This window comes from Acidovorax sp. LjRoot66, assembly GCF_964253305.1.
Lineage (GTDB): Bacteria > Pseudomonadota > Gammaproteobacteria > Burkholderiales > Burkholderiaceae_C > Acidovorax.
In genome coordinates this window covers 5049404-5075555 of the sequence record NZ_CAXUQU020000001.1, presented here as the reverse complement: position 1 = coordinate 5075555, position 26152 = coordinate 5049404, and the positions used below count along the sequence as shown (strand labels likewise).

The 26152-nt window shown below is 69.1% G+C and carries 23 protein-coding genes, 1 other RNA gene and 1 riboswitch; of the genes, 18 read left to right on the top strand and 6 right to left on the bottom strand.

Features of this window, described 5'->3' with window-relative positions:
- Nucleotides 1-301 precede the first annotated feature (301 nt).
- Together ACSQ3Y_RS23880 and ACSQ3Y_RS23875 are read left to right on the top strand one after the other, a co-directional pair.
- A complete protein-coding gene (locus ACSQ3Y_RS23880) occupies nucleotides 302-1630 on the top strand; it encodes an HD-GYP domain-containing protein (protein WP_436179106.1) in 1329 nt (442 codons plus the stop codon).
- Nucleotides 1627-4095: an EAL domain-containing protein gene (locus tag ACSQ3Y_RS23875; RefSeq protein ID WP_436179105.1), complete on the top strand. Its 2469-nt coding sequence runs from the start codon at nucleotides 1627-1629 to the stop codon at nucleotides 4093-4095. The genes ACSQ3Y_RS23880 and ACSQ3Y_RS23875 overlap by 4 nt, the downstream gene beginning before the upstream one ends.
- A 73-nt stretch (nucleotides 4096-4168) precedes the next feature.
- Here ACSQ3Y_RS23875 and ACSQ3Y_RS23870 read toward each other — a convergent pair whose 3' ends face one another.
- Entirely contained in the window at nucleotides 4169-4987 is an 819-nt protein-coding gene (locus ACSQ3Y_RS23870; RefSeq protein ID WP_057206343.1) for a helix-turn-helix domain-containing protein, read from the bottom strand.
- 86 nt (nucleotides 4988-5073) lie between these two features.
- Here ACSQ3Y_RS23870 and ACSQ3Y_RS23865 point away from each other — a divergent pair, with 86 nt between their 5' ends.
- Entirely contained in the window at nucleotides 5074-6108 is a 1035-nt protein-coding gene (locus ACSQ3Y_RS23865) for a zinc-dependent alcohol dehydrogenase family protein (protein WP_057263859.1), read from the top strand.
- A complete protein-coding gene (locus ACSQ3Y_RS23860; protein WP_057206339.1) occupies nucleotides 6093-6470 on the top strand; it encodes a hypothetical protein in 378 nt (125 codons plus the stop codon). The genes ACSQ3Y_RS23865 and ACSQ3Y_RS23860 overlap by 16 nt, the downstream gene beginning before the upstream one ends.
- A gap of 81 nt (nucleotides 6471-6551) precedes the next feature.
- Here ACSQ3Y_RS23860 and ACSQ3Y_RS23855 read toward each other — a convergent pair whose 3' ends face one another.
- The 5 genes from ACSQ3Y_RS23855 to ACSQ3Y_RS23835 form a co-directional block, all read right to left on the bottom strand.
- Complete coding sequence (locus tag ACSQ3Y_RS23855; protein ID WP_057206337.1) at nucleotides 6552-7367, bottom strand: sulfite exporter TauE/SafE family protein; 816 nt, start codon at nucleotides 7365-7367, stop codon at nucleotides 6552-6554.
- A 93-nt stretch (nucleotides 7368-7460) separates the two neighbouring features.
- A complete protein-coding gene (locus ACSQ3Y_RS23850; RefSeq protein WP_436179104.1) occupies nucleotides 7461-8048 on the bottom strand; it encodes an ankyrin repeat domain-containing protein in 588 nt (195 codons plus the stop codon).
- A gap of 113 nt (nucleotides 8049-8161) precedes the next feature.
- Nucleotides 8162-8343: non-coding RNA, 6S RNA (gene ssrS, locus ACSQ3Y_RS23845), on the bottom strand.
- 102 nt (nucleotides 8344-8445) lie between these two features.
- Nucleotides 8446-8862, bottom strand: a complete 417-nt coding sequence (locus ACSQ3Y_RS23840; RefSeq protein ID WP_057206332.1) for a cell division protein ZapA — start codon at nucleotides 8860-8862, stop codon at nucleotides 8446-8448.
- Nucleotides 8859-9083, bottom strand: coding sequence for a hypothetical protein (locus tag ACSQ3Y_RS23835; protein ID WP_007858570.1), 225 nt, complete (start codon nucleotides 9081-9083; stop codon nucleotides 8859-8861). Before ACSQ3Y_RS23835 ends, ACSQ3Y_RS23840 begins: the two co-directional genes overlap by 4 nt.
- 36 nt (nucleotides 9084-9119) lie before the next feature.
- A riboswitch (cobalamin riboswitch) is annotated at nucleotides 9120-9358 on the top strand.
- 87 nt (nucleotides 9359-9445) lie between these two features.
- On the opposite strand from ACSQ3Y_RS23835, the gene ACSQ3Y_RS23830 reads away from it, so the two are divergent.
- From ACSQ3Y_RS23830 to ACSQ3Y_RS23765, 14 genes are all read left to right on the top strand, one after another.
- Nucleotides 9446-11335: a TonB-dependent receptor domain-containing protein gene (locus ACSQ3Y_RS23830; RefSeq protein WP_436179103.1), complete on the top strand. Its 1890-nt coding sequence runs from the start codon at nucleotides 9446-9448 to the stop codon at nucleotides 11333-11335.
- A 43-nt stretch (nucleotides 11336-11378) separates the two neighbouring features.
- The gene (locus ACSQ3Y_RS23825; RefSeq protein ID WP_436179102.1) at nucleotides 11379-12743 is read left to right on the top strand and encodes a cobyrinate a,c-diamide synthase; all 1365 of its coding nucleotides are present in this window, start codon (nucleotides 11379-11381) and stop codon (nucleotides 12741-12743) included.
- Nucleotides 12740-13345, top strand: a complete 606-nt coding sequence (locus tag ACSQ3Y_RS23820) for a bifunctional adenosylcobinamide kinase/adenosylcobinamide-phosphate guanylyltransferase (RefSeq protein WP_428001716.1) — start codon at nucleotides 12740-12742, stop codon at nucleotides 13343-13345. The genes ACSQ3Y_RS23825 and ACSQ3Y_RS23820 overlap by 4 nt, the downstream gene beginning before the upstream one ends.
- Complete coding sequence (locus ACSQ3Y_RS23815; protein WP_057206324.1) at nucleotides 13342-14241, top strand: ABC transporter substrate-binding protein; 900 nt, start codon at nucleotides 13342-13344, stop codon at nucleotides 14239-14241. Before ACSQ3Y_RS23820 ends, ACSQ3Y_RS23815 begins: the two co-directional genes overlap by 4 nt.
- Nucleotides 14238-15278, top strand: a complete 1041-nt coding sequence (locus ACSQ3Y_RS23810) for a FecCD family ABC transporter permease (RefSeq protein WP_057206322.1) — start codon at nucleotides 14238-14240, stop codon at nucleotides 15276-15278. Before ACSQ3Y_RS23815 ends, ACSQ3Y_RS23810 begins: the two co-directional genes overlap by 4 nt.
- Nucleotides 15275-16048, top strand: coding sequence for an ABC transporter ATP-binding protein (locus tag ACSQ3Y_RS23805; protein ID WP_057263842.1), 774 nt, complete (start codon nucleotides 15275-15277; stop codon nucleotides 16046-16048). The genes ACSQ3Y_RS23810 and ACSQ3Y_RS23805 overlap by 4 nt, the downstream gene beginning before the upstream one ends.
- Nucleotides 16049-16100: 52 nt before the next feature.
- On the top strand, nucleotides 16101-16778 hold the full coding sequence (locus ACSQ3Y_RS23800; RefSeq protein ID WP_436179101.1) for an energy-coupling factor ABC transporter permease: 678 nt from the start codon (nucleotides 16101-16103) through the stop codon (nucleotides 16776-16778).
- Nucleotides 16779-17557: 779 nt separating this feature from the next.
- The gene (gene cobO, locus ACSQ3Y_RS23795; protein ID WP_057263838.1) at nucleotides 17558-18127 is read left to right on the top strand and encodes a cob(I)yrinic acid a,c-diamide adenosyltransferase; all 570 of its coding nucleotides are present in this window, start codon (nucleotides 17558-17560) and stop codon (nucleotides 18125-18127) included.
- A gap of 3 nt (nucleotides 18128-18130) precedes the next feature.
- The gene (locus tag ACSQ3Y_RS23790; protein WP_436179100.1) at nucleotides 18131-19009 is read left to right on the top strand and encodes an ABC transporter substrate-binding protein; all 879 of its coding nucleotides are present in this window, start codon (nucleotides 18131-18133) and stop codon (nucleotides 19007-19009) included.
- 46 nt (nucleotides 19010-19055) lie between these two features.
- The gene (gene cobW, locus ACSQ3Y_RS23785; protein WP_057263836.1) at nucleotides 19056-20123 is read left to right on the top strand and encodes a cobalamin biosynthesis protein CobW; all 1068 of its coding nucleotides are present in this window, start codon (nucleotides 19056-19058) and stop codon (nucleotides 20121-20123) included.
- A gap of 10 nt (nucleotides 20124-20133) precedes the next feature.
- Nucleotides 20134-23955, top strand: a complete 3822-nt coding sequence (gene cobN / locus ACSQ3Y_RS23780; RefSeq protein ID WP_436179099.1) for a cobaltochelatase subunit CobN — start codon at nucleotides 20134-20136, stop codon at nucleotides 23953-23955.
- The gene (locus ACSQ3Y_RS23775; RefSeq protein WP_436179098.1) at nucleotides 23952-25019 is read left to right on the top strand and encodes an ATP-binding protein; all 1068 of its coding nucleotides are present in this window, start codon (nucleotides 23952-23954) and stop codon (nucleotides 25017-25019) included. The genes cobN and ACSQ3Y_RS23775 overlap by 4 nt, the downstream gene beginning before the upstream one ends.
- Entirely contained in the window at nucleotides 24998-25717 is a 720-nt protein-coding gene (locus tag ACSQ3Y_RS23770; protein ID WP_436179097.1) for a vWA domain-containing protein, read from the top strand. The genes ACSQ3Y_RS23775 and ACSQ3Y_RS23770 overlap by 22 nt, the downstream gene beginning before the upstream one ends.
- Before the next feature lie 39 nt (nucleotides 25718-25756).
- Nucleotides 25757-26140, top strand: a complete 384-nt coding sequence (locus ACSQ3Y_RS23765; protein WP_057264334.1) for a DUF1636 family protein — start codon at nucleotides 25757-25759, stop codon at nucleotides 26138-26140.
- The last annotated feature ends 12 nt before the right edge of the window (nucleotides 26141-26152 follow it).

Genomic DNA, 26152 nt, shown 5'->3' with positions numbered 1-26152 from the left:
GCCGCCAGCTGTTGTTTTGCGCGTCCTACGCAGTTGCACGGATCGCAGGGCCGCCTGATCGGTGCATTGCCAGGGCTCTGCGTCTGCAGGGGGGCGGCCTGGAGCGAAACGCGGCTTTGGCGCAACGCTCCGGTGCAGGGTTTTCCCCGGGGTGTCGTGCATTGCATCACCGAATTCGGGACAGTATCGCCATGGCTATGTCCTATGACATTGCAGGACAAGACAGGCCTTCAGAACTGGTGATAATGGTGTAACCAATGGTGGCAGCGATGCCGCCGTGCTTCCACCCGTACGCCCCGAAGTGAATTCTTCCATCCTCATCGACATCAGCCAGCTGCGCATCGGCATGTACATCCAGCTCGACCTGGGCTGGATGCACCATCCGTTTCCGGTGAGCAGTTTCCGGGTGGCGTCTGCCGAGCAGATCGCCACCTTGCGCGAACTGGGGCTGACGGAGGTGCGCTACGTCCCCAAGAAGAGCGATCCCGACCTGCGCGAGCTGGCGCTGCCCCCGGTGGGCAGCCACCAGGAGGCGCCGCCCGCCGACGCTCCAGGTGCCGTGCGGGAGGCGACGGCCCCCGCTCCGCTGGCTGTGCCACCCGACCCCGCTGTGGATGAAGCCGCCGCCCGCCGGCGCCGGCTGCTGGAGGCGCAGAACCGTGCCCTGGCCCAGTGCAACCAGCGCTTTGGCGAGGCCACGCGCCGTTATGTGGCGCTGGAGAAGGTGGTCGTGGACCATCCCGAGCGCGCCCGCACCGACGGCGAAGTGCTGGTGGCCGGCTGCGTCAGCGACCTGCTCAACAACGGCGATTCGGTGATCCGCCTGCTCTCCGAAGGCGTGGGCGAGCCCGGGGCGCTGCACCCCGTGAACGTGCTTGTCGTCAGCCTGCTGCTGGGCAAGGCCCTGGGCATGAAGGCCGAGGACCTGCAGGACCTGGGGGTGGCCGCCCTGATCCATGACGTGGGCAAGATGCGCCTGCCCGACGCATTCAAGAACGTACAGGCCCACATGCCCGCGCCCGACCGCGCCCGCTACGAGGGCCATGTGCGTGAATCCGTGGCGCTGGCGGGCCGTATGGGCCTGGGCAAGCCGGTGCTGCTGGCCATTGCGCAGCACCATGAAATGGTGGACGGCAGCGGTTTTCCGATGCGGCTCACGGCGGCAGACCTCTCGCGCCCCGGCCAGGTGCTGGCGCTGGTGAACCACTACGACCGCCTGTGCAGCCCCGGCAGCGGCATGGGCGGGCTGACCCCGCACGAGGCGCTGTCCGTCATCTTCGCCCAGCACAAGGCGCGCTTCGACGCCGTGGTGCTGGGGGCCTTCATCCGCATGATGGGGGTGTACCCGCCGGGCTCCATCGTGCAGCTGGTCAACGACCGCTACGCCATCGTGGCCTCGGTCAACTCCTCGCGGCCGCTGCGCCCCAAGGTCATCGTGCACGACCCGCGCGTGCCCAAGGACGAGGCGCCCATCCTGGACCTGGAGACGGTGCCCGAGCTCGGTATCCGCCGCAGCCTCAAGCCCGCACAGCTGCCGCGCGAGGCGCTCGACTACCTGTCGCCGCGCAAGCGCATCTGCTACTTCTTCGAGCGTGCCGTGGCCCCCGTCCCCGACGAGGGTGGAGCGTGATCCGGCCGCTGCCGCAGGCATGGATCGACGGTTTGCTGGAGGCGGTATGGCTCGTCGATGAAAAGACCCTGTACATCCTGGCCGCCAACCAGGCGGCCGAGCACCTGACGGGCCTGACCATCGCCGACATGCTGGGCACGCCGGTCACCCTGCTGGCGGCCACGCCGCAGGACCAGATCTTCTGGAGCCAGCCGGCCGCCGTGGTAGCCGACGGCATCCATTCGCACACCAGCGTGCTGCACGCCACCGGCATCCTGGTGGCGGTGGAGCGGCGCGTGACGCGCGTGCCCCGGCTCGAAGGCGGCACGGCCTTCCTCGTCACCATGGTGGACCGAAGCCACCAGCAGGCCACCGAGCGCGAGCTCGAAACCCTGTTGGCCGAGCTGCGTGCCACGCTCGATTCGGCCGCCGACGGCATGCTCGTGTGCGGCCTCGATGGGCGGGTGCGCGCCTTCAACCAGCGGCTGGCCCAGCTGTGGAACGTGCCGGCCCCGCTGCTGGTGCGCCGCGACGACGAGGCCTTGTTTGCCCACATGGCCGACCAGGTGGCCGACGTGCCCACCTATGTCGAGCGCCTGGCCGCCGTGGTGGCCGAGCCCATGCAGGAGAGCATCGACATCCTCGGGCTGCGCAACGGCATGAGCCTGGAGCGCCGCTCGGTGCCCCAGTTCAGCCAGGGGCGCGCCGTGGGGCGGGTGTATTCGTTTCGCGACATCACGCGCCAGAACGAGGTGCAGGCCAGCCTGCGCCTGGCGGCGCGGGTGTTCGAGTCGAGCATGGACGCGATCTTCATCGCCGACAGCCACCACCGCCTGATGCGCATGAACCCCGGCTGCGAGCGCCTGGTGGGCAAGACCGCGCGCGCCTTCGAGGGTGCGGCTGCAGCCTCGCTGTTCGGTGGCGGGCCCGATGCCGACTTCATGGCCCAGGTCGAGGCCGGCTGGGCGCGCGAGGGCTTCTGGGAGGGCGAGTTGTGGCTGCCCCGCGAAAACGACGCCTACTGCGCCGTGCAGCTGTCCTGGGTGGCGCTGCGCGACGACGAGGACCGGCTGGTGCAGAGCATCGGCTTCATGCGCGACCTCACCTTGCAGCATGCCGCGCAAAAACGCATCGAGGAGCTGGCCTACAGCGATGTGCTCACCGGCCTGCCCAACCGCCTGCTGCTGTCGCAGCGCGTGGACACCGCCATCCAGGGCGCGCGCCAGAGCGATACCGGCTTTGCCATTCTGTTCCTGGACCTGGACCGCTTCAAGATCATCAACGACTCGCTGGGCCACCCGTTCGGCGACCGCGTGCTGCAGTTGGTGGCCGAGCGCCTGCAGACCTGCCTGCGCCAGACCGACATGCTGTGCCGCCTGGGCGGCGACGAGTTTGTGATCTACCTGCACGGCGGCGATGCCGTGGTGGCCGAGAGCGTGGCGCGCCGCATTCTCGACGAGATGCTACGCCCCTTCACGCTCGACAACATGGGTTTTTCGATCCAGTGCAGCATCGGCATGGCGCTGTACCCGCAGGACGGCAGCTCGCTGGACGAGCTCATCAAGCAGGCCGACACGGCCATGTACCAGGTCAAGGAACGCGGGCGGGGCAGCTACGGCTTCTACCAGCCGCAGATGAACGCCAACCTGCTCTCGCGCATGAAGCTGGAGCACGCCATGCGCCAGGCCCTGGGCGAGCAGCGCATGGCCGTGCACTACCAGCCGCAGGTGAGCATGGAGACCGGTGCCATCACCGGCGCCGAGGCGCTGATACGCTGGACCGACCCCGAATTCGGCTCCGTCTCGCCCGGCATGTTCATCCCGCTGGCCGAAGAATCGGGCTACATCGTCACGCTGGGCGCCTGGGTGATGGAGCAAGCCGTGCGCGAGGCGGCGGCCTGGATCCACAGCGGCCACCCCATCGTGGTGTCGGTCAACGTCTCGGCGCTCGAATTCCGCCAGCCCGACTTCGTGGAGCGGCTCACGCGCCTGTTGGCCGTGCACCAGTTGCCGCCCACACTGCTGGAGCTGGAGCTGACCGAAACCATTTTGCTGCAGGACGCTACCGAAATGGAGCAGCGCCTGCACGAACTGGCGGGCCTGGGTGTGAGCCTGGCCATCGACGACTTCGGCACCGGCTATTCGAGCCTGGCGTATCTGAAGAAGCTGCCCATCCACAAGCTCAAGATCGACCAGTCCTTCGTGCGCGGCCTGCCCGACGACGATGGCGACCGGGCCATCGTCAGCGCCATCATCAGCATGGGCCGCGCGATGCGCATCGAGGTGGTGGCCGAAGGGGTGGAGACCGAGGTGCAGCGCGCCGTGCTGCAGCAGATGCACTGCGACCACTACCAGGGTTTTCTGTGCGCGCCCGGCCTGCCGGCCGAAGACTTTCGGCGCCTGCTGGGCCGGCCAACGGTGGCACCGCCCGGTGTGCCAGCGCCGCAGCCCGTGACAGCAAAGCCCGCGCCAGAGCCTGGGGACTGAGCCCTCAGGGGCATTTGTCGTTGCAAAGAGCTGGGCGCCGATCTGCCAGCAGTGGTGCAAGCAATCGACCTTCTCAGCCCGCAAGCCTGCTTGCCAGGGGCGGGCGTTCGGCAAGTACGGTCCGCGTCGCTGCATCGGCTGGAAACAATGTCTCGATCCGCATCTCCTGCAACGTTACGTCTTGCGCCGTGCCTATGGTGGCAATGGTGGTGAAAAGATTGAGTTCGATGCTGTCTCGTTTCAAGTTCAATCCTGAGATCAGTGGCAGTGTCTCGACCGGCAGGCGCGGCTCGCCCAGAGCCTTGAGTACGGGATCGATCTCCATCAGCAGTTCGTCGTCGCGTTGCTCGCGCACATGCGCGCTGCCCAAATCGCGACGCAGGCGGCCCAGTACCTTGCGCTGCACTTCCTCCAGGTTCCGGATGAAGCCCCGCATGCCTTCGGGGCGCATGACCAGCTGCGCCATGTTGACGGGTGCTGCACACTTGCCGGCATCGGCGGTGAAGGTGGCCAGCACCCACCTTCCTGCTGCGTTCGCGTCGACCACGTCGTAACAGCGATTGACGATGAAGGTGGGATTGGGCTCCATGGCCTGAAGTACGAACTGCAGCGCGTCGCGCACGGGTCCGAGTGTGAGTCCGTCCATTGGCGTCTCGGTATAGAGCGGCGCGAAGCCGGCAGCAGCCAGCAGCTGGTTTCGCGCGCGCAGGGGCAGGTCCATGGCTTTCGTCAGCACCGCCACCATCTCGCGACTGGGGCGGGCCTTGCCGGTTTCCAGGTAGCTCACGTGGCGTGTGGAGACGCCCGCAGCCAACGCCAGATCCATCTGGCTTTGCCCGCGCATGGCACGCCATGATTTGAGTTGCGGGCCAAAATGCGATGCAGTCTTCATGGCTCCAAGAATAACGTTTCGTTTCGTGGCGGCAATAACCTGCGACGTTATCGACAGCCCAGGTAGCGGGCCTAAGAATGCACCCCATGCAAACTTATTTCCTCCACCCCAACGGCATCTCGGCGCAGGAGCGCGAGGTGCCCACGCCAGGCCCCAGCGACATTGTTGTGCGCGTCAAGGCCGCATCACTCAACAAGCGCGACTTGTTCATCCAGGCGGGCACGTACCCCATCGCCGCGAGGTCCGGCGTGGTGCCGCTATCGGACGGCGCGGGGGAGGTGGTAGCCGTGGGCGGGCATGTCAAACGCTTTTCTATCGGCGACCGCGTGGCGGGCAATTATTTCGCGCGCTGGAAGAGTGGTCCCATCGGCTACGACGTGTTTGACCAGCTGGGTTGCACGCTCGACGGCATGCTTGCCGAGTACACAGTACTGCATGAAGAGTGGGCCGTGCGCGTGCCCGCTCACTTGACATGGCTAGAGGCCGCCACGCTGCCTTGCGCCGGGGTTACGGCGTGGAACTGTGTCGCAGGCGCCGTACCCATTGTGGCGGGGCAGACGGTGCTCGTGTTGGGCTCGGGTGGCGTCTCGTTGTTCGCGCTGCAGCTGGCCAAGGCCATGGGTGCGCGGGTGCTCGCCACCACTTCCAGCGACGAGAAGGGCCATCGGCTCAAGGCACTGGGTGCGGATGCAGTCATCAACTACTGCCATGAGCCCGAGTGGGGCAAGGCGGTGCGCGCGGTCACCGGCGGCGCGGGGGTGGACTTGGTGGTGGAGACTTTCGGGGCTGACACCATTGAGCAGTCCATTCGTGCGGTGGGCCTGCATGGCCAGGTGATGCTGTTGATCGCGCGCGGCGTGCACAAGGCGAACATCGAGATCTCCTCGCAGGCCTACGGCGCCAGCATGGCCACCATCCGCCGCGTGTTCGTCGGCAATCGCGACAGCTTCGAGGCGATGAACCGGGCCCTCACGGAGCACCAGATACGGCCCGTCATCGACAGCGTATTCCCATTCGCGCAAGCCCAAGAGGCGTACCGCCACTTCGAGCGCGGCCAGTCGTTCGGCAAGGTCGTCATTTCCATGGAAGCCACCGGGAGAGATTCATGCAGCAGCCACTAGACAGTTTCATTGCCGAGTACCTGGCCATGTGGCACGAACCCGATGCCCCACGGCGGCGGGCGATCGTGGAGCGGCTGTGGGCACCCGGGGCCGAGAACATCACCCGCAATTTCACCGCCCGAGGCCTGGGCGAGATCGCCGCGCGTGTGGACAGGGCCCACATGGAGTGGGTGCACCAGCGCGACTTCATCTTTCGCTCCCGCGGCAATGCCGATAGCCACAACCACCTTGTCAAATTCCATTGGGAGATGCTGCCCCGCGTGGGAGGCCCAATTGAAGCGCGCGGGCTGGACCTGCTGGTACTGGACGAGGCAGGGCGGATCCGCTCGCTCTACCAGTTTGCAGAGCAGCTTGCCGCGTAGACCAGGCGCGGACCAAAGCCGCCGCAGAGGGCTCGAAGGAGGCGTTTTTGCGGGCCGCACGGCATCAATCGGCGCTGGCCCTCAGATACTTGAGAGGCCTTTGTAGAGCATGTACGCGGCCAGGCAGAACAGCAGGCTGGCGAATACGCGCTTGAGCTGCTTGACCGGCAGGTTGTGTGCAGCCTTGGCGCCCAGCGGTGCGGTGAGCACGCTGCACACCGCGATCACGGCCAGGCCGGGCAGCCAGATGTAGCCCAGCGAGGCGGGCGGCAGGTTCTGCACCGTCTGCCCGCTGACGGCATAGCCCACCACGTTGGCCAGCGCGATCGGAAAGCCCAGTGCGGCGCTGGTGGCCACGGCATTGTGGATGGCCACGTTGCACCAGGTCATGAAGGGCACGCTCACGAAGCCGCCGCCGGCACCCACCAGGCCCGACAGGAAACCGATCACCCCACCCGCGGCCAGTTGCCCGCCGGTGCCCGGCATCTGGCGCGTGGGCGCGGGCTTCTTGTCCAGCAGCATCTGGCTGGCCGAGAAGCTCACGAACAGCGCGAAGAAGATCGCCAGCGACGAGCCCTTGAGCAGCGCGAAGATGCCCAGGCTGGCCGCGAAGCCGCCGATCACGATGCCCGGCGCCAGGCGCTGGACGATGTCCCAGCGCACCGCACCGCGCTTGTGGTGCGCGCGCACGCTGGAGATGGAGGTGAAGACGATGGTGGCCATCGAGGTGGCGATGGCCATCTTCACTGCCAGGTCCGGCGCGACTTCGCGTGCGCCCAGGATGTAGGTCAGGAAGGGCACCATCAGCATGCCGCCGCCAATGCCCAGCAGCCCCGCGAGAAAGCCCGTGCACAGGCCGAGGACGCCGAGTTCAACGATCAGGAGGGGGTCGAGCATGGGGAGGTGGCAGATGGAAATGGAGGGGGCGGGAAGGTGCTGCAATGCGGCAGGAATTGTAGAGCGCGGGCTTGTCGGCTGCAGGCGGTCTGGCTACTTCGCCTTGCCCGGCCGCGCTCCATGGCGACGCAGCAGCGCCACCTTCGCGGGCTCCTGCCTCGTGAGCGCTACATCCAGCGGTGTTTCGCCGGCCTTGTTGGCCGCATTCGGGTTGGCGCCCAGCTTGAGCAGCTGCGCCATCACGTCCTGCATCTCCGGGTGCTCGGTGGCGGCATGCAATGGGGTGTTGCCGCCGTTGTCGCGGGCCTCGATTTTTGCGCCTGCTTGCACCAGCAGTTTTGCCATCTCCGGGTAGGCGGCCAAATGAAGCGGCGTGGTGCCTTCGCTGTTGGCAGCATTCACGTTGGCTCCTCGCTCGATCAGCAGGCGGGCCATGGCGGTGTGCTCCTCGCCGGCCACGCCGTGCAGGGGCGTGAAGCCCCATTGGTCCCCCCGGTTCACGCTGGCAGGGTCGCGGGCCAGAAGCCGTTCCACTGCGGCTCGGTCATTGAACACGGCGGCGTCGTACAGCGTGGCATGGCGCGCGGATGGGGCTTTGCCGGTCTGCGCCAGTGACGGCAGCGCGATCATGGCGACCAGTGTGCAGCAGATGGCAAAGCGGGTGGAGCGGTGGGCTGGCATGGATTGGGGGCGACCATCGCAGGATACCGAACTGCCCGGACGCATCGCATGGGCACAGGAATCGGCGCCCGAAAAAAATGGCTGCCGGATCGCTCCGGCAGCCATTTCTGGAATAGGTGTCTGCGGCATTGCTACCGGACCCTCATCCTGAACCGGGGGTTCAGGTGGGCGAGGGCAGCCAGGTGTTGGGTTCATCTGACGCGAGATGATCACGCTCCCCTGGCGATGTACCAAGCCCGTGCTCGTTGAGCATTGGTTCAAGGAAATATAAGACCCGGCGGCACCGCAGACACCTTTATTGTAGGCGCTGAAAATGCCCTTTGCAGCCGTTAGGCGATGTAAAGAAAATCTCCAGAATGTGTGCCGCTGATAGCGTGCGGCGCGGCGCTTTCTGGCCCTACAGCAGCCGACCGTCTTCGCCCAGGGCCTGGTCCAGGCGCTGCACCAGGCTTTGCAGGCGCAGGGCCTCGTCCGCATCGGGTGGCAGCAGCGATTCCTGCACGCCGCTGGCGCTGCGCCGGGGCGGTGGCGCCGGCATGTCGTCGCCCATTGCCATGGGGGTGGCCATGGGCACAGGGTGGGGGTGGTCGGCCGCCTCGGCGAGGTCGGCGGCTTCGCGGTCGGCGATCTCGAAGGCGAGGTTCAGTGCGGCCAGCACCGCGATGCGTTCACGGGCACGCACCTTGCCGGCATCGCGGATGCGCGTCATGGCGGTGTCCACGCGCTCCACGGCGTCGAGCAGCCGGCTCTCGTGCCCCTCGGGGCAACTGAGCAGGTAGCTTTGCTGCAGGATCTGCACCTCGATTTGCTTCATGCGGCGTCTTTCGCGGGAGGGGCCTGGGGCAGGCGCTCGAGCAGGGCGTCCACGCGCGAGCGCGCTGCGCTCAGGCGGGATTTGAGGGAGTCGCGCTCCTGGGTGAGTGCGGCCACCTGCTCGGACAGCAGGGCGTTGGTGCGCTGCAGTTCGGCGTGGCGCACCAGCAGGCGCTCCACGCGCTCGGCGATCTGGTCAGTGGTCGATGGTGTTGTTGCCATACAGCCACCGATTGTAGGACGGCGGGTTGTAAACGGTCGTAAAATCACCGGGTTGGTGCTCGCGGTGTGGTTCACATGCTGCAGTTCAACGGGAAGCAGGGAGGTGGCGCCACGCATGGCGCGCCGAGCCTGCGCTGCCCCCGCAACGGTCAGCGGACGAAGCCTTCGGGCTTCTCTCTCCAGCCACATGCCACTGGGTGCCTTGAACAAGCACCTGGGAAGGCGTTGGGGAGTGTTCCGCCAGCCCGGATACCGGCCAACACGGTGGTTGCATGCGCCCTGGATTGCAGGGCACGCGCAGCCGTATCACCCATTTCGCTGGCGGGAGGCCGGCACGGGTTTGTTTGCTGACGATTCGCCCCATGAAAATCCGTACCCCCCGTGCGTGCCTTGCTGCGTCCATCGCCAAGCCCCTGTGCCTGCGTCCCGCCCTGGTGGCGTTGGCCGTGCTCGGTGCCTGCGCCGCCCAGGCCCAGCAGGCCGGTGCCAATGGCGCTGTGCTGTTGGCGCAGAACCTGCGCGCGCCTTCGCTGAGCGAAACCGTGGTGACCGCCACGCGCACGCCGCAGCCCCTGTCCGACCTGGTGGCCGACGTGACCGTGATCGACCGCCAGACCATAGAGACCAGCGGCGCCACGGGCCTGGCCGACGTGCTGGCGCGTGTGCCCGGCATCGAGATCTCCCGCAACGGCGGGCCCGGCACCACCACCGGCGTGTTCCTGCGCGGCGCGGAGTCGCGCTTCACGGCCGTCTACATCGACGGTGTGCGCATGGACTCGCAGTCCACCGGCGGCGCGGCGTGGGAGTCGATCCCGCTGGCGCAGATCGACCGCATCGAAGTGCTGCGCGGTCCGGCCGGCGCGGTGTATGGCTCCGACGCCATGGGCGGCGTGGTGCAGATCTTCACCAAGCGCGGCGAGCAGGGCGTGGCGCCCTACGTGGGCATCGGTTTTGGCAACCACGGCACACGCAAGGCCGAGGCCGGCGTGAGCGGTGCCAGCGGCACCATCGACTACGCCTTCGGCATTGCGCGCGAGGAGAGCAAGGGCTTCAACGCCCGTACCATCGCCACGCAGAACCCCGACCGCGACGGCTATGAATCCACCTCGGCCAGCGCCCGTGTGGGCCTGCAGGTGAACGCCACGCACCGGCTGGAAGCCACGCTGCTCGCCAACGACCTGGACAGCGGCTACGACAGCGGCCTGGGCAAGGACGACCGCAACCAGCACCAGCTGCACGCCCTGGGCCTGAACTGGCAGGCGCAGTGGACCCCGCAGTACAAGACACGCGTGCAGATCACCGACTCGCGCGACGAGTACCAGACCACGCCGGCCTTCTACCTGACCGAAACGCGGCTGCGCGGCTACCTGTTCCAGAACGAATGGCGCCAGGGCCCGCACCTGGTGACGGCCGCGCTGGAGCGCCGCGAGGACCGCCTGGACAACGCCCCCATCGACCGCAAGCGCTCGCAGGATGCGCTGGCACTGGGCTATGGCTACACCGCCGGCGCCCACACCTTGCAGGCCAATGTGCGCCACGACTCGGACAGCGAGTTCGGCGGCAAGGGCACGGGCAGCCTGGCCTATGGCTACACCTTTGCCCCGCAGTGGCGCGCCACGGCCTCGGTGGGCACGGCCTTTCGCGCACCCACGCTGTACCACCGCTTCAGCGAGTACGGCACGGGCAGCCTGAACCCCGAGAGCAGCCGCAATGCCGAGCTGGGCCTGCGCTGGGCACAGGCTTCGAGCAGTTTCTCGGTAACCGCCTACCGCAACCGCGTGCAGGACCTGATCGTCTTCGGCCCCGCCGGGCGCTGCCCCTCCACGCAAGGTTGCTATGCGAACGTGGCGCGCGCCGAATACAAGGGCGTGACCTTCGCAGGCTCCTACCGCCTGGGCAGCGTGCAGCTGCGTGGCTCGCTGGACCTGCAGAACCCGCGCGACCTCGATACCGGCAAGATGCTGGCGCGCCGCGCCAAGCGCCACGGCACCCTGGGCGCCGACACGCAGCTGGCTGGCTGGACCGTGGGCGCCGAGGTGCAGGCCTCGGGCCGCCGTTTCGACACCGTGGCCAACACCTTCGTGCTGGGCGGCTACAGCCTGTTCAACCTGTATGCCAGCACGCGCATCGCACGCGACTTCACGCTGACCGCGCGCCTTGACAACGCAGCCGACAAGACCTACGAGCTGGCCCGCACCTACGCCACCCCGGGCCGCACGGTCTATGTGGGCGTGAAGTGGGCGCCGCTCTAAGCACAAAGACAACGAGAGAGAGCAGGGAAGGGAAGCAAGAAGAATGGTCACCCCGGCACGCTGTCCGGCGATATTGATCGCCGCCCCGGCATCCGGCCAGGGCAAGACCACCGTCACCGCGGCCCTGGCGCGCCTGCATGCGCGCCAGGGCCGGCGGGTGCGGGTGTTCAAGTGCGGCCCCGATTTCCTCGACCCGCATTGGCACCAGCTCGCCAGCGGTGCGCCGGTGCACCAGCTCGACCTGTGGATGAACGGCGAGGCCGATTGCGCGCAGCGCCTGCATGCTGCAGCGTTGGAGAGTGACCTGGTCCTCATCGAAGGCGTGATGGGCCTCTTTGACGGCACGCCGAGTGCGGCCGACCTCGCGCAGCGCTTTGGCGTGCCCGTGCTCGCGGTGATCGATGCCGCCGCCATGGCCGGCACCTTCGGCGCGCTGGCTTTTGGCTTGCGCCACTACCGCGCGGGCCTGCCCTGGGCCGGCGTGCTGGCCAACCGCGTGGGGTCGGAGCGCCATGCCCAGATGCTGCGCGACGGCTTGCAGGACGCGGATGACTGGATGGGCGCGCTGATGCGCGTGGCGCCCGGTGACGTCGCCACCAAGGCCTCGGCACCGCTGCTGCCCGAGCGCCACCTGGGCCTGGTGGTGGCGCATGAGCTGCACGATGCCATGCAGCGCCTGGATGCGGCGGCCGATGCGCTGGCCGCCACGCCGCTTGGCCAGATGACCCTGGATGATCTGCAGCGCTGGGCGGTGGATTTTCCGCCACCCGCAGCGACGTCTGTGGCACCGCTGCTCGCCGGCCGCACCGTGGCCGTGGGGCGCGACGAGGCCTTCTGCTTCATCTACGCGGCCAACCTGCAGTGCCTGGCGCAGATGGGCGCCCAGGTGGTGTTCTTCTCGCCGCTGCACGATGCCGCGCTGCCCGCCTGCGATGCCGTATGGCTGCCCGGCGGCTACCCCGAGCTGCATGCCGCCACCATCGCAGCCAATACCGCCATGCAGGCCAGCCTGCGTGCCCATGTGGCTGCGGCCAAGCCCGCGTGGGCAGAATGCGGGGGCATGATGGCCCTGTTCGAATCGATTGCTTTGGCCGATGGCGCGCAGCAGCCGCTATGGGGCCTGCTGCCCGGCCGCGTGGCCATGCAAAAGCGGCTGGCCGCGCTGGGCCCGCAGCACCTCACGGTGGCGGGGCACACGCTGCGCGGCCATACCTTCCATTACTCCACTGCGCAGAGCTCGGCGCCCGTGGTGGGCCGCACGGCGCGCCCGCAGGCGCTGCCTGCGCCCGATGCCGGCGAGGCGCTGTACCGCCAGGGCAGCATCCACGCGAGCTACTTCCATGCCTGGTTCGCATCCGCCCCCGCAGCGGTGGCGCACTTGCTGGGCGGGGAGGGCGTGCCCGCATGACGACCCTGCCATCCACCATCACCACCGAATTCATCCTCGGCGGCCAGAAGAGCGGCAAGTCGCGCCGCGCCGAGCTGATCGCGCGCGACTGGCTGGCCCGCTCGCCCGCGCACCGTGCCGTGCTGGTCGCCACGGCCCAGCCCTGGGACGAGGAGATGCGCCAGCGCATCGCCCGCCACCAGCGCGACCGCGCAGAGCGCGTGCCCGGCCTCGCCACTCTGGAAGAACCGCGCGACCTGGCTGGCGCATTGCGCCAGCTCGGCAGTGCCGACACGCTGGTGGTGGTCGACTGCCTGACCCTGTGGCTCACCAACTGGACCATGCCGGCGGGCGCCGAGACCATGGGCCGTGAGGACCGCGACGCACTGGACAGCGACTGGGCGGCCCAGCGCCAGCACTTCTTCACCACATTGCAGCAAGCCCCCGGCCCCGTTGTTCTGGTGGGCAACGAAATCGGCCTGGGGGTCATCCCCCTGGGGCGCGAGGTGCGCGCCTTCGTCGACGCGCTGGGCGCGCTCAACCAGCAGGTGGCCGAGGTGTGCCCGCGCGTGACCCTGATGGCCGCCGGGCTGCCATTGGCCTTGAAGGAGCCGCGCGGATGACCCCGACCCCCGTGCGCCGCATCCTCTGGGTGATTGCCATCATCGTGGTGCTGGGCCTGCTCATGGCGGGGCTGGCGCAGGCGCAGCCTGTGCAGGTGACGGACGACCGCGGCCGCGTGGTGTCGCTACCCCAGCCGCCGCAGCGCATCGTGACGCTGCTGCCCTCGCTGACCGAGAGCGTCTGCGAGCTCGACCAGTGCCACCGGCTGGTGGGGGTGGACCGCTATTCCAACTGGCCCGAGTCGGTGAACAGGCTGCCCAAGCTGGGCGGCGGGATCGATCCGAGCATCGAGGCCATCGTCGCCGTGAAGCCCGATGTGGTGCTGCTGGCCATGAGCTCGCGCGCCAGCGAGCGCCTGGAGGCCCTGGGCCTGAAGGTCGTGGTGCTGGAGCCCAAGACCCATGCCGACGTGCGCCGTGTGCTCGGCGTGGTGGGCCAGGTGCTGGGTGTGCCCCAGGCCGAGGGCGCCGACCGGCTGTGGCGCGTGATCGACGCGGCCGTGCGGGCGGCGGCCCAGTCGCTGCCGCCCAAGGCGCGTGGCACGCGCGTGTACTTCGAGGTGAGCCGCGGGCCGTATGCGGCCAGTGAGTCCTCCTTCATCGGCGAGACACTGACCCGCCTGGGCGCGCGCAACGTGGTGCCCGCATCGCTCGGCCCCTTCCCCCGGTTGAACCCCGAGTACGTGGTGCGCGCCAACCCCGACGTGATCATGATCGGCAACCGCAGCATGCAGGCCATGGTGCCGTACCCCGGCTGGGCCAGCATGCGCGCCATCCGCGATGACCGCATCTGCGTGTTCGGCCCCGGCGACTCCGACGTGGTGGTGCGTCCCGGCCCGCGCATGGCCGAGGCCGCGCGCATCATGGCGCGCTGCCTGACCGAAAAGGCGCGATGACTGCTGCTGAAAAAACCTTCCTGATCCCCTCGGCTGCGGGCCGGCGCCGCGCCGCCTGGTGCGCGCTGTGGCTGCTGCTGGCCAGCCTGGTCCTGCTGGTGCTGGGCATCGCGGTGGGCAGCACGGGGCTGGAGAGCCTGGTGCACATGGGCGACGACCCGGTGGCCCGCCAGATCGTGTGGGACATCCGCCTGCCGCGCACCCTGGGTGCCTGGCTCGCCGGTGCGCTGCTGGGCCTGGCCGGCGCGGTGGCGCAGGGCCTGTTCCGCAACCCGCTGGCCGATCCGTACCTGCTGGGCAGCGCCTCGGGCGCGGCCCTGGGCGGCGCGGTGGCCATGGCCATGTTCGGCGTGTCGCCCGTGGCCGCGCAGTGGATGGCGCGTATCGGCATCACCGGCATGGCCTTTCTCGGTGCTGCCGGGGCCGTGGTGCTCACGCTGGTGCTGGCCAAGGGTGTGCAGCACACGCTGCGCCTGCTGCTGGCCGGCGTCATCGTGGGCGTGGTGCTGGGCGCCCTGCGCGACCTGGTGGAGCTGGCCTCGCCCGACATCCTGCAGGCCATGCAGGCCTTCATCCTGGGCAGCACGGCCTTTGTCGGCTGGATCGCCTGCGCGCTGATGGGCGCAGCCTGGGCGCTGTGCGCGCTGCTGGCCTGGGTGCTGGCGCGCGCGCTCGACGGCCTCACGCTGGGCGAGTCCACCGCCGCCAGCCTGGGCCTGCCGCTCGGGCCCATGCGTGCCGGCCTGGTGGCCGCCATGGCGCTGGCCACCGGCACCGCCGTGGCGCAGACCGGGCTGATCGCTTTTGTCGGCCTGGCGGCGCCGCACCTGGTGCGCTCCATGGTGCGCGTGACGCACGAGCGGCACATTTTGCTGTCCAGCCTCATGGGCGCGGTGCTGCTGCTGGCCGCCGACATTCTGGCGCGCTGGATGCTGGCGCCGCAGGAGCTGCCCGTGGGCGTGCTCACCGCGGCGCTGGGCGGCACCTACCTGCTGTGGCTGATGCACCGGCGAACCGCGCACGGGGGCGGCCTGTGAAGGGCATTGCGCTCAGCGCCCACCACATCACCGCGCGCGTGGGCGGGGTACAGGTGCTGCACGGCATCGACCTGCACCTGCCCGAGGGCCGCTGGACGAGCATCGTCGGGCCCAACGGCGCGGGCAAGTCCACCTTGCTCAAGGTGCTGGCCGGCCTGTTGCCGCGCGGCCATGTCGATGGCCATGTGGCGCTGCTCGGCCGCATGCTCAGCCAGGTGCCGGCCCGTGAGCGCGCCCGCCAGCTGTCATGGCTGGGCCAGAACGAGGGCTCGGCCGACGATCTGACGAGCTACGACGTGGCCATGCTCGGCCGCCTGCCGCACCAGCCCTGGCTGGCCCCGCCGTCGCCCGCCGACCATGCCGCCGTGGAGCAGGCCCTGCGCACGACCCAGGCCTGGGACTGGCGCGACCGCCCCCTGTCGCAGCTCTCAGGCGGCGAGCGCCAGCGCGTGCTGCTGGCCCGCGCCTTGGCCGTGCAGGCCCAGGTGCTGCTGATGGACGAACCCCTGGCCAACCTCGACCCGCCGCACCAGACCGACTGGCTGCACACCGTGCGTGCCCTGGTCGCTGCCGGCAACACAGTGGTCAGCGTGCTGCATGAGGTGTCGCTGGCCCTGCAGGCCGACGATCTGGTGGTGATGGCCCAGGGCCGCATCACCCACCAGGGGGGTTGTGATGAGCCTGTCACCCACCGCGCGCTGGAAGCCGTTTTCGACAACCGCATCGCGGTGCACGCGCTGCTGGGGCAGTGGGTGGCCTTGCCGCGCTGATCGCTGTTTTTTGTTTTCTCTCTTTCATTTGTTTTAACCAAGGAGCCGTGCCATGCACATCGAACCCGGGCTGGTGGATACCACCAAGATCTTCCTGAGCTATGCCACGGGCGCCACGGCGCTGCTGTACGCCGGCAAGCTGGCGCTCGACATGGTGAAGAAAGAGGGCCCCGTGGCCCTGCTGGCACGCTCGGTCTTCACGATCGCGCTGGTGTTTGCGTTCTTCGAGCTGCTGCCGCACCACCCGGTGGGGGTGTCCGAGGTGCACCTGATTCTGGGCACCACCTTGCTGTTGCTGTTCGGCGCTGCGCCTGCCTGCATCGGTCTGGCTGGGGGTCTGCTGATCCAGAGCGTGTTCTTTGCGCAGCAGGATCTGCCGCAGTACGGGATGAATGTCACCACCTTGCTGGTGCCGTTGTTCGCGACGGCGGCGATTGCCAAGCGTATCCTGCCGGAAAGCATGGCGTATGTGGACATGACGTATGCGCAGACGTTCAAGTTGTCGGTGGCGTACCAGGGTGGGATCGTGATGTGGGTGGCGTTCTGGGCTATCTACGGTGCGGGTGTTGGCTCTGCGAATCTGGAGAGCATTGCCACGTTTGGCGCGGCTTACATGGCGGTGGTGTTGTTGGAGCCGCTGGTGGATCTGGGGGTGCTGGCGGCGGCCAAGGCGTTGCGTCGTCTGGAGGGGTCTTCATTCGTTGAGCGCCGGTTGCACCAGGCGGCTTGAGGTTTTTTGGTTGTGGTTGCTGCTGTTTCTTTGCCGAGGGCGGAGGCCGGGATGTGCGCCCGGCGGCGCACCTACTTTCTTTTGCGTCGCCAAAAGAAAGTAGGCAAAGAAAAGGCGACCCCCAGTCTGCGTCCCCCATTCGCCCTGCCGGGCGAATGGGGGCAACCTGCGATGCTCGGAACTGGGGTGGTGCCGCAGAACTCGCTGCGTTCTTCGAACTCCGCTCAAACAGCTGCGGCAAGTCAGATCACGAAGCGTGTGTGTCCTTCGGCACACACGCCCACCCCAGCTCCTGCGCTTCTCGGCGCAGCCAGCAGGGGTGGGGAGCGGGGACCACACGGCTGCTGCTTCGCAGCTACGCCGGGTGTCGGTGACGCGCTTCGCGCTGCCGACAGGCCGAAGCGCAGCGAGGCAAATGGGGCCGAGCAAAGCGATGGCCCGAGTGGAGTCCTCTCCCACCCCCTTCTGACCGTGCCGAGAAGCGCAGGGCCTGGGGTGAGCGCCTGCCGAAGGACACGCGCATCGTTGTCTAGCTTGCCGCAGCTGTTTGAGCGGAGTTCGAAGAACGCAGCGAGTTCTGCGGCACACCCCAGGACCGAGCATCGCAGGCTGCCCCACTTGCCGCCAGGCGAGTGGGGACACGGGCAGCGGGGTCGCCTTTCTTTTGGGTACTTTTCTTTGGCGAAGCAAAGAACAAGTACCTCGGCCGCCGGGCCGAGACCCGGCTCCCGCCCGTAACACGAGCAAGCAGCAACCAAGACCACCGGCAGAGCAGAGAAATGCAAATCGAATCTCCCCCCATCCTCCGCGACACCCCCAAACCCCAAGGCGAACGCCGAGGATTGGTCCTCGTCCACACCGGCACCGGCAAAGGCAAGAGCACCGCCGCCTTCGGCCTGGCCATCCGCGCCCACGGCCGCGGCAAAAAAGTCAAGATCTACCAGTTCATGAAAGTGCCGACTGCCCGCTTCGGCGAGCACCGCCTGTTCGAACAACTGGGCATGCCCATTGAAGGCCTCGGCGACGGCTTCAGCTGGAAGAGCCGCGACCTGGACCACTCCGCGCAACTGGCCCTGGACGGCTGGGCCAAGGCCGAGGCCACCGTCCGCGCGGGCGAGCACTTCATGGTCGTGCTCGACGAAATCATGTACCCCCTGCGCTACGGCTGGATCCCGCTTGAATCCATCCTCACCTGCCTGCGCGAGCGCCCGCCCCATGTGCACGTGGTGCTCACCGGCCGGAATGCGCCAGCCGAGCTCATCGAGCTGGCCGACACCGTGACCGAGATGACGCTCGTCAAGCACCACTTCAAGGCCGGCGTGCCCGCGCAGCGCGGGATCGAGGACTGATCGATGGGTTCCTCCCTGTCGATTTCCATGCCGATGGCAAGGTCCCGCTCGGCGCCCGCGCTGGCCGTGCTCGGCCTGCTGGGCGGGCTGGCTGCTCCCCTGGCGCAGGCACAGACACAGCAGCACCGCATCGTCACGCTCTCCCCCTCGCTCACCGAGGCGGTGTGTGCCCTGGGCCACTGTGCCGAGCTGGTGGGCACCGACCGCTATTCGAGCTGGCCCGGCAGCGTGGCCAAGCTGCCCAAGGTGGGCGGCCTGCAGGACGCGCAGATCGAGCGCATCGTGGCCCTGCGGCCCGACATGGTGCTGCTCGGCCCGCGCAGCCGTGCGGGGGACCGCCTCTCGGCCCTGGGCGTACCGGTGCAGGTGTTCGATGCGCGCACGCATGCCGACCTCAAGCGCATGCTGGTCAGCGTGGGCCAGTCGCTCGGCGAATCGGCACGCGCGGCCGAGCTGGTGGCGCGCATCGAGCGCGAGCTCGACGCTGCGGCGCGCCGCGTGCCGGCCCACCTGCGCGGGCGCAGTGTCTACGTGGAGGTGGGCGTGGGCCCCACGGCCGCCAGCGCGGCCAGCTTCATCGGCGAGACCGTGGCGCGCCTGGGCCTGGTGAACATCGTGCCCGGCGACATGGGCCTCTTCCCGCGCGTCAATTCCGAGATGGTGGTGCGCCGTGGGCCGGACCTGGTCATCGGCCCACAGTCCACCCTCTTCAACGTGACAGACCGTCCCGGCTGGGCTGGCATGCAGGCGCTGCGCCAGCACCAGGTCTGCCAGCTCGACGCCGACCGCATGGACCTGCTCTCGCGCCCCGGCCCGCGCCTTGGCGAGGCGGCGCACATGCTGGTCGATTGCCTTCTTGGATTACCGCAAGTTCTGCGTTGATTCGCACCACCCCATTTACCCATTTTTCTGACTGGAGATTTCTTCCATGCAAGTCCACAAGATTCCCGCCACCATCGTCACCGGCTTTCTGGGCAGCGGCAAGACCACGCTGCTGCGCCACCTGCTGACCAACGCGCAAGGCAAGCGCATCGCCGTCATCGTCAACGAGTTCGGCGAACTGGGCATCGACGGCGAGCTGCTGCGCAGCTGCGGCATCGGCTGCGACGAGAACGGCGTGGAGAACGGCCAGCTGTTCGAGCTGGCCAACGGCTGCCTGTGCTGCACCGTGCAGGAAGAGTTCGCGCCCGTGATGGAGCTGCTGGCCGCGCGCCGTGACCAGATCGACCACCTGGTCATCGAGACCTCGGGCCTGGCGCTGCCCAAGCCGCTGGTGCAGGCCTTCCAGTGGCCGGCGCTGCGCAACGTGTTCACGGTGGACTCGGTGATCACCGTGGTCGATGCGCCCGCCGTGGCCGCCGGCCAGTTTGCCGACGACCCCGTTGCGGTGGACGCCCAGCGCCGCGCCGACGAGAACCTGGACCACGAATCGCCCCTGCACGAGCTGTTCGAGGACCAACTGGCGACGGCTGACCTGGTGGTGCTGCACAAGACCGACGGCCTGACCGCCGAGGACCTGGCGCGCGTGGAAGCCATTGTGCGTGGCGAGACCCTGCCCGGCGTGAAGTTCGTGCACGCCCAGCATGGCCGCATTGACCCCAGCGTGCTGCTGGGCCTCGGCCGTGCGGTGGAGGACGTGATCGACGAGCGCAAGACCCACCACGACGAGGAAGAGGACCACGACCACGACGAGTTCGAGTCGGTCCACGTCACGCTTGATGTAGCCGACCGCGGCCGCCTGGTGGAGGCACTGATCGCCCTGGTGCAGCGCCATGAGATCTACCGCATCAAGGGCTTTGTGGCCCTGCCGGGCGCGGCCATGCGCCTGGTGGTGCAGGGCGTGGGCCAGCGCTTCGACAGCCATTTCGACCGCGCCTGGCGCGAGGGCGACCTGCGCACCACGCGCCTGGTGGTGATCGGCGACCACCTGGATGCCGCCGCCCTGCAGGCCGAGCTGCAATCGGCACTCGCCGAATCCGCCACCACCACCGCCTGAGGCCGCCCGCATGCATCTGCTTTCCACGCGACCGGGTGGCTACGTCGAGGACGGGGGCCAGGGCCTGGTGCGCGTGGAGCAGACGCCCGGCGACATCGTCATCCTGAGCGCGGCCGACACCACGCTGTCACTGCTGTCCGACGCTGCAGCCAGCCTGGGGGATGATTTCCCCCGCGTGCGCCTGTCCAACCTGATGTGGCTGCGCCAGCCGGCCTCCACCGACATGTACGTGGACGACGTGCTGCGCCATGCGCGCGTGGTGGTCATCGACCACCTGGGTAGCCCGAGCGACTGGGCCTATGTGGTCGAGCAGGCGATGTCGCTGGCCGGCAAGCGCGGCCAGTGGCTGGCGCTGTTCTCGGGCGACAACGTCGAAGACCCGCAACTGCTGATGCGCAGCACCGCCAGCCCGGAGGACTGCCACCAGCTGTGGCGCTGCCTGCGCGAGGGGGGGCGCGAGAACGCGCTGGCCTTTTTCGCATTGATCGGTCATGCGGCCTTCGGCATCGGGCCGCGCCCGCCGCCGCCCCGGCCGCTGCCGCCGGTGATGGCCTACACGCCGGCTGCGGCTGCGCCCTGGGTACCGGGTGCGCCGGTGGCGATGCTGGTGTTTTACCGCGCCCACCTGCAGTCGGGCAACACAGCGGTGTTCGATGCCATGCAGGCAGCGCTGGCGCAGGCGGGGCTCAACACCCTGGCCGTGGCCGTCGATTCGCTCAAGAACCCCGAGAGCCTGGCCGCGCTGCAGTGCATGGCCGCAGAGCAGGGCGTGGGCGTGGTGCTCAACGCCACGAGCTTTGCCGTGGCCTCCATCGACGGCCGTGACGACGAGGACGCGCCAGCGGTCGCCCTCGCCGGCGATGCACCGGTGCTGCAGCTCATCACCGCCGGCTGCTCGCAAGAGCAGTGGCAGGCCGACCCGCATGGCCTGGCGCCGCGCGACCTGGCCATGCAGGTGGTGCTGCCCGAGGTCGACGGGCGCATCGGCGCACGCGCCATCAGCTTCAAGGGCCTGGCCTGGCGCTGCGAGCGCACCGAGGTCGACGTGGTGCGCTACCAGCCCGAACCCGAGCGCATCGCCTTCGTGGCCGAGCTGGCGCGCCGCTGGTGCGTGCTGCGCAGCAAGCCGCATGTGGGCAAGCGTGTGGCGCTCATCCTGGCCAACTACCCCAACGACGATGCGCGCCTGGCCAACGGCGTGGGCCTGGATACACCGGCTTCCACCGTGCTCATCCTGCAGGCGCTGCGCGATGCCGGCTACACCACGGGCGAGCTGCCCGAGGGCGGCGATGCGCTGATCGCGCAGCTGGTGGAGGGCGTGACCAACCACCTCGATGCCAATGCCGACCGCCCTGCGGGCCAGAGCCTGGCCATGGCCGACTACCTGGCCGACTTCGGCGCCCTGCCGCAGGCCAGCCAGGACGCGGTGAACGCCCTGTGGGGCCCGCCCGGCGCAGACCCCATCGTGCGCAGTGGCCGCTTCATGGTGCCGGGAATTCGCCTGGGCAACGTCTTCGTGGGCATACAGCCTGCGCGTGGCCGCGACCTGGACCTGGTGGCCACCTACCACGATGCCGACCTGGTGCCCACGCACGGCTACCTGGCCTTCTACTTCTGGCTGCGCCGCGTGTTCGCGGTGGATGCCGTGGTCCACGTGGGCAAGCACGGTAACCTCGAATGGCTGCCGGGCAAGAGCGTGGCGCTGGGCGCCGCCTGCTGGCCCGATGCCATCCTGGGTCCGCTGCCGCACCTGTACCCCTTCATCGTCAACGACCCGGGCGAGGGCAGCCAGGCCAAGCGGCGCACGCAGGCCGTCATCATCGACCACCTGATGCCCGCGCTCACGCGCGCCGAGACCTACGGCCCGCTCCAGCAGCTCGAGCGCGCGATGGACGAGTACTACGAGGCGCTGTCGCTCGACCCGCGCCGCGCCAAGCTGCTGCGCCAGAGCATCCTCGACCAGGTGCTGCAGCACCGCCTGCACCAGGAGCTGGGTTTTGCGCCGCCGGCCGACGACGCGCAGCGCGAAGCCCTGCTCGGCCGGCTTGACGCCTACCTGTGCGAGATCAAGGAGTCGCAGATCCGCGACGGCCTGCACATCCTGGGCCGCTCGCCGCGGGACCGCCAGCGCACCGATACGCTGGTGGCGCTGGCGCGCTTTCCCGGCGGATCGGCGCCGGGGCAGGGCAGCCTGCTGGTGGCGCTGGCCCGTGACCTGGGTCTCACCGATTTCGACCCGCTGAACCCCGAGTGGGCCGCGCCCTGGACCGGGCCGCGTCCCGAGGCATTGCAAGTGTTGATTTACGAGCCCTGGCGCCATGTGGGCCACACGCGCGAGCGGCTCGAAAAACTGGCCGCGCAGTGCGTGCAGCACCACCTGGCGATGGATGCCGCAGGCCGCATCGTGGGCGCGCCCATGGATGCCGCGCAGTGGCCGCAAAGCGCACAGGTGCTGGCGCGCATGCGCACGGTGCTGGCGCCCCGGCTCGATGCCTGCGGCCCGAACGAGATGGCCCAGTTGCTGCGCGGCTTGGCCGGCCGCTTCGTGCCGCCGGGCCCCAGCGGTGCCCCTTCGCGCGGCCGGCCCGACGTGCTGCCCACGGGCCGCAACTTCTATTCGGTGGACACGCGCGCCGTGCCCACACCCACCGCCTACGGCATGGGCGCGCTGGCGGCGGACCGCGTGGTGGAGCGCCATTTGCAGGACCATGGCAGCTTTCCCACTGCGGTGGGCCTGTCGGTCTGGGGCACCAGCACCATGCGCACGGGCGGCGAGGACATCGGCCAGGCCTTCGCCCTGCTGGGCGTGCGGCCCAAGTGGGCGCCCGGCAGCCACCGCGTGGTGGACATCGAGGTGCTGCCCATGGCCATACGCAACCGCCCGCGCATCGACGTGACGCTGCGCGTGTCGGGGTTCTTTCGCGATGCCTTCCCGGGCGTGATCGACCTGTTCGACACGGCAGTGCGCGCCGTGGCCGCCATCCCCGAAGACGATGAGCCCGACGACGTGAACCCCATCCGCGCCCGCGTGCGGCGTGAGGCGGCTGAAGCCGAAGCGCAAGGCATGGCCACTGAGGATGCACAGCGCCGTGCCACTTGGCGCGTGTTCGGCCCGCGTCCCGGCGGCTATGGCGCCGGCCTGCAGGAGGTGATGGCCAGCGGCCGCTGGAGCACCGCCGACGACCTGGCCCAGGCCTACCTGCGCGCGGGGGCCTTCGCCTACGGCCAGGGTGGGCACGGCGAGGCCGCACGCGCCGCCTTCGAGCAGCGCCTGGCGGCGGTGGACGCAGTGCTGCACAACCAGGACAACCGCGAGCACGACATCCTCGACTCGGACGACTACTACCAGTTCCAGGGTGGCATGGCCGCCGCCGTGCAGCACCTGGCTGGTGCCCCCGCTGCGCTGTACCACGGCGATTTCAGTGTGCCCGGCGCGCCGCGCATACGCACCCTGGGTGAAGAGGTGGCGCGCGTGGTGCGCGCCCGGGCCGTGAACCCCAAGTGGATCGATGGCGTCAAGCGCCACGGCTACAAGGGCGCGTTCGAGATGGCGGCCACGGTGGACTACCTGTTCGCCTTCGATGCGACCACGGGCGTGGTGGGCGACCACCAGTACGCGCTGGTGGCAGACGCCTACCTGCACGACGACGCCACGCGCGACTTTCTGCAACAGCACAACCCGCTGGCCCTGCGCGGCATTGGTGAGCGTTTGCTCGAAGCCATGCAGCGCGGGCTGTGGGGCGAACCCGGCGAGCACCGCGAGCGCATCGAGCAGCACCTGCTGGAGCTCGAACACCGCCTCGAAACCCAGGGCGAAGGACCCTTGCCATGACCGCTTTTTCTGTGTCCCCAGTGCCTGCCACTGCGTTCCCCTTCACCGCCCTGGTTGGGCACGAGGCCCTGCAGCGCGCGCTGCTGCTGGCCGCCATCGATCCTGGCATGGGCGGGGTGCTCATCAGCGGCCCGCGCGGCACGGCCAAGTCCACCTCGGCGCGCGCGCTGGCGGCGCTGCTGCCCGATGCGCCTTTCGTCACGCTGCCGCTGGCCGCCAGCCTGGAGCAACTGGTCGGCACGCTGAACATCGAAGACGTGCTGCGCGACGGCCAGGTGCGTCTGGCGCCCGGCCTGGTGGCGCGCGCGCACGGCGGCGTGCTCTATGTGGACGAGGTCAATCTGCTGCCTGATGCGCTGGTGGATTCGCTGCTCGACGTGGCCGCCAGCGGCGTGAACACGGTGGAGCGTGATGGCGTGTCGCACCAGCATGCGGCGCGCTTCGTGCTGGTGGGCACCATGAACCCGGAGGAGGGCGAGCTGCGCCCCCAACTGCTGGACCGCTTCGGCCTGTCGGTGGCCCTGCACAACCCGGCCGATGCGGCCCAGCGCCAGGCCATCGTGCGCGCCCGCCTGGCCTTCGATGCCGACCCCGCGGCCGTGGTGGCGCGGCATGCCGCTGCGCAGGCCGAATTGGCGGCGTCGGTGGCGCGCGCCCGCGCCGCGCTGGCAAGCCTGCAGTGGACCGACGCCGTGGTGCAGCATGCCGCGAATCTGGCCCTGGCCGCCGGGGTGGACGGTATCCGCGCCGACCTGGTGATGCTGCGTGCGGCACGGGCGCTGGCTGCCCTGGAGCAGGCCGACAGTGTGGGTCTGGCGCATGTGGATGCCGTGGCCGAGCTGGCGCTGGCGCACCGCCGAACGGAAAATTCCGCAGGTTCTGCTCCCCCTTCGGGCGCTACGCAGCCACCGCCGCCTTCCTCGTCCAAACCATCGCTTACCAGTGGGCAGGGCCCCGCCTCGTCGCAGAGCGCACCCGAGGGCGACTGGGGCGCACTGCCGCCCGAGCCCCAACCCATGGCGCGCGTGCGCAGCACGGGAGCGTGGCCGCCAAAAAAAGCCTGAGCCACCCCGGCCCGCGCTCTCCTGGTTCAACCAAGACAAGTGCAGGCTGGCGGTGGCAAGCCCCTCGCAATGCCTGGCTGCGCACGCCGCACGCCGTGGTCCGGCCTGCCGACCCAGAGGGCGCGGGCATCGATTGGCTGCGCACGTTGGTGGCCAAGGGCTCGGCGCGCCTGCAGGCCGCGCATTTGCGGCGCCGACCCTCCAGCGCCGTGCAGCCCTGCCTGCACCTGATCGCCCTCGACACCTCGGGCTCCATGCGCCAGGGCGGGCGCCTGGCCTGGGCCAAGGGCTATGCGGCACGCCTGATCGAGCAGGCCGCGCGCGCGGGCGACGACGTGGCCCTGCTGTGCTTCGGCGGCCAGGGCGTGGAGCTGCTGCTCCCCCCCGGCCCCGCACGCACGGCCGGCACGGCCCGCGTGCGCCCGCTGGGCGGCGGTGGTGGCACACCCCTGGCGGCGGGCCTGGCCGAGGCCGAGCGCTTGCTGCGCACCACGCGGCGCCAGCGCGGCGCGGGCGCACCCTCGTGCCTGTGGCTGCTGACCGATGGCCGCACGCTGGAACAGCCCGCCGCGCCCGCTGCGGCCACGCATGTTGTGGTCGTGGATTTCGACGATCCGCTGCGGCCCGTGGGGCGGTGTGCCGCCTGGGCCCAGCGCTGGCAGGCGGAGCACCGCCTGCCCGAACCCCTTTCCTCCTAGAACCACGAGCTTTTCCTGATGTCCGACACCGCATCCCCGATGCCATTCCCCACTGACGTGATCGTCTGCACCACCTGCCGCCCGGCCGGCGCCTCGCGCGAGTTGCCGGCCGACGGTGAGCTGCTGTTTGAGGCCGTGCAGGTGGCCCAGCTCGAAGACGACACCGGCGCCTGGGCCCAGGTGCGCGTGCGCGGCGTGGCCTGCCTGAGCAGTTGCGGGCGCGCCTGCTCGGTCGCCTTCCAGGCCCCTGGCAAGCACACCTTCGTGTTCGGCGACCTCCAGCCCGACGAAGAAACGGCGCGCCATGTGCTGGAGTGCGGCGCCATGCACGCCCGCGCCAGCGACGGCATGCTCAACCGCAACGAGCGGCCCGCGCGCCTGAAGAGTGGCATCGTGGCCCGGCTGCCGCCCTTCACGGCCTGACTCTCTGTACCA

Coding starts and splice junctions, on each gene's coding strand:
- ACSQ3Y_RS23765 (WP_057264334.1), top strand. CDS start 25,757: ATGCCATTCCCCACTGACGTGATCGTCTGCACCACCTGCCGCCCGGCC.
- ACSQ3Y_RS23800 (WP_436179101.1), top strand. CDS start 16,101: ATGCACATCGAACCCGGGCTGGTGGATACCACCAAGATCTTCCTGAGC.
- ACSQ3Y_RS23855 (WP_057206337.1), bottom strand. CDS start 7,367: ATGCTCGACCCCCTCCTGATCGTTGAACTCGGCGTCCTCGGCCTGTGC.
- ACSQ3Y_RS23830 (WP_436179103.1), top strand. CDS start 9,446: ATGAAAATCCGTACCCCCCGTGCGTGCCTTGCTGCGTCCATCGCCAAG.
- ACSQ3Y_RS23835 (WP_007858570.1), bottom strand. CDS start 9,083: ATGGCAACAACACCATCGACCACTGACCAGATCGCCGAGCGCGTGGAG.
- cobO (WP_057263838.1), top strand. CDS start 17,558: ATGCAAATCGAATCTCCCCCCATCCTCCGCGACACCCCCAAACCCCAA.
- ACSQ3Y_RS23820 (WP_428001716.1), top strand. CDS start 12,740: ATGACGACCCTGCCATCCACCATCACCACCGAATTCATCCTCGGCGGC.
- cobN (WP_436179099.1), top strand. CDS start 20,134: ATGCATCTGCTTTCCACGCGACCGGGTGGCTACGTCGAGGACGGGGGC.
- ACSQ3Y_RS23870 (WP_057206343.1), bottom strand. CDS start 4,987: ATGAAGACTGCATCGCATTTTGGCCCGCAACTCAAATCATGGCGTGCC.
- ACSQ3Y_RS23840 (WP_057206332.1), bottom strand. CDS start 8,862: ATGAAGCAAATCGAGGTGCAGATCCTGCAGCAAAGCTACCTGCTCAGT.
- ACSQ3Y_RS23790 (WP_436179100.1), top strand. CDS start 18,131: ATGGGTTCCTCCCTGTCGATTTCCATGCCGATGGCAAGGTCCCGCTCG.
- ACSQ3Y_RS23850 (WP_436179104.1), bottom strand. CDS start 8,048: ATGCCAGCCCACCGCTCCACCCGCTTTGCCATCTGCTGCACACTGGTC.
- ACSQ3Y_RS23825 (WP_436179102.1), top strand. CDS start 11,379: ATGGTCACCCCGGCACGCTGTCCGGCGATATTGATCGCCGCCCCGGCA.
- cobW (WP_057263836.1), top strand. CDS start 19,056: ATGCAAGTCCACAAGATTCCCGCCACCATCGTCACCGGCTTTCTGGGC.
- ACSQ3Y_RS23865 (WP_057263859.1), top strand. CDS start 5,074: ATGCAAACTTATTTCCTCCACCCCAACGGCATCTCGGCGCAGGAGCGC.
- ACSQ3Y_RS23775 (WP_436179098.1), top strand. CDS start 23,952: ATGACCGCTTTTTCTGTGTCCCCAGTGCCTGCCACTGCGTTCCCCTTC.
- ACSQ3Y_RS23860 (WP_057206339.1), top strand. CDS start 6,093: ATGCAGCAGCCACTAGACAGTTTCATTGCCGAGTACCTGGCCATGTGG.
- ACSQ3Y_RS23810 (WP_057206322.1), top strand. CDS start 14,238: ATGACTGCTGCTGAAAAAACCTTCCTGATCCCCTCGGCTGCGGGCCGG.
- ACSQ3Y_RS23815 (WP_057206324.1), top strand. CDS start 13,342: ATGACCCCGACCCCCGTGCGCCGCATCCTCTGGGTGATTGCCATCATC.